The sequence below is a fragment of the Desulfitispora alkaliphila genome (assembly GCF_050433185.1).
GTDB lineage: Bacteria > Bacillota > Desulfitisporia > Desulfitisporales > Desulfitisporaceae > Desulfitispora > Desulfitispora alkaliphila.
Genome location: NZ_JBNPXS010000086.1, coordinates 1 through 1,650 on the forward strand (window position 1 = coordinate 1; position 1,650 = coordinate 1,650).

The 1,650-nt window shown below is 33.9% G+C and carries 2 protein-coding genes; both read right to left on the minus strand.

Annotated features, from left to right (window positions below):
* Positions 1 to 125: 125 nt before the first annotated feature.
* On the minus strand, positions 126 to 362 hold the full coding sequence (locus GGQ84_RS15435; protein ID WP_429163709.1) for a hypothetical protein: 237 nt from the start codon (positions 360 to 362) through the stop codon (positions 126 to 128).
* 17 nt (positions 363 to 379) lie between these two features.
* Positions 380 to 1,528 carry an IS91 family transposase gene (locus GGQ84_RS15440; RefSeq protein WP_429163711.1) on the minus strand — a complete coding sequence of 383 codons (1,149 nt, stop codon included), beginning with the start codon at positions 1,526 to 1,528 and terminating at the stop codon, positions 380 to 382.
* Positions 1,529 to 1,650 lie beyond the last annotated feature (122 nt).

A 1,650-nucleotide genomic window follows, 5' to 3' on the forward strand; every position in this document is an offset into this window, starting at 1 on the left:
TTCAATAGGAAAGTTCTATATCTCAAATAAACAAAAAACCAAAATACATAAAATGTAAATTTGTATTTTGGCACAATAAATACGCCATTATAGAATGGCTTTTAAAATAGCAAATGTGTAAAAAATTAATTTTTAAATTCGTATTTCACACCACGAATTCCAGTATAAGAAACAGGAGCCATGGTGCCATCACATACCTGACAAAAGGGTTGAGGGGGAACGGATTTATCAAGGCCATTAAATATATTGTCCTCCTCTAGTTGCTTTACGATAAACCTAGGAACCCACAAAGAATAATTGCATTTAGTGCAGATAAATTCAACTAAGTCATCGTTTTTGGTAAAACCATCTAAAATGTTCATATTGAAAACCTCCTCCTTCAAGAAACATTATAAGCTGGTGGAGGAAGATCAGCAAGAAAAGGAGATGATTTCTTAGAAGTAAAAATATCAACAAACTCCATAATGTGACCACAGCTGCAGCGAATAGGATCAATTCCAAAAGCAATAAGAATACGTGCACGCCAGTTAGAGTGTTTTCTTAAGAACCTTTTCTTTGCAGGAGAAAGCAATAGAATAAACTTTGAAGAATGTTTATGTCTCTTAGCATAAAGCCCATAATAACGAACCATTTTAAACTGCTCATCAGGAATATGGACGATTAACCGCTTAATAAACTCAATGGCACTAAGTTTTTCAGTAACACGCTTACCATCTTCATGTCTATCGTAATAGAAAGTAACAAAATTGCCATCATAGTTAAGAATACGAGATTGAGCCATAGCGGGTTTACCAGTATAGCGAACAATATAGTCTATAGAATTTTTAGCAATGGACTTTTTTTCTTTTTTTGCATAAACATAGAATCCTTTTTTGAAAGAAAGAAAAAGCTTAGATTTAAGAGAATAGAAACGAGAGCCTAATTTTTTATGGAGTAAATCCAAAAGTGTAGCTTGCCAACGTTTCCGAAGCATAGAGAAAGGAATATGGTGAATATGGCGCCAAATAGTATTATTGCCAGAAGCACCTTCAGTAATAATCATATGAATATGAGGGTTCCACTTAAGATCGCGACCAAAGGTATGAAGGGTGGAAATAAAACCAGGAGTGAAATGCTCTGATTTATTAAGATTATGAAACCAAGCAAAAATAGTTTGACTAGAAGCTTCAAAAAGGATATTAAGTAAAGAGCGATCAAGGCGGAAAAAATTTCGAAGCTCAGACGGAATAGTAAAAACAAGATGCCGATGTGTGCAATTAATGAGTTTAGAAGAAATACTTATAGCTCGATCAGAAACATAAGAAGCACCACAGGTATTACAGAAACGACTTTTGCAGCGGAAGGGAACATATTTAAAATTTTCACATTGATCACAAAAATAAAGAGCATGCCCAAAAGAAGGGTCACCACAATGAATAACCTTTTCAACATTTTTAGGGATAGCAGGGCGCAAATCATATTTAAGAGTAAGGAAGTTATCCCAATGATCAGCTAGAATTTGTTTAATAGTAAAAGATTTATTACTCATGAAACAATCACCAATATATTTATACCAAATAGAGATAAATTACTCAAGAAAAAACGCAACACCAAGAAAAAAGTCAGCCACTAGGGTGACTGACCATTAATGTGGCGAAGCCACTTTTTTTA

What these genes read in the sequence shown, in the direction of transcription:
- GGQ84_RS15435 (WP_429163709.1), bottom strand. Translation starts at nt 362, where the DNA reads ATGAACATTTTAGATGGTTTTACCAAAAACGATGACTTAGTTGAATTT.
- GGQ84_RS15440 (WP_429163711.1), bottom strand. Translation starts at nt 1,528, where the DNA reads ATGAGTAATAAATCTTTTACTATTAAACAAATTCTAGCTGATCATTGG.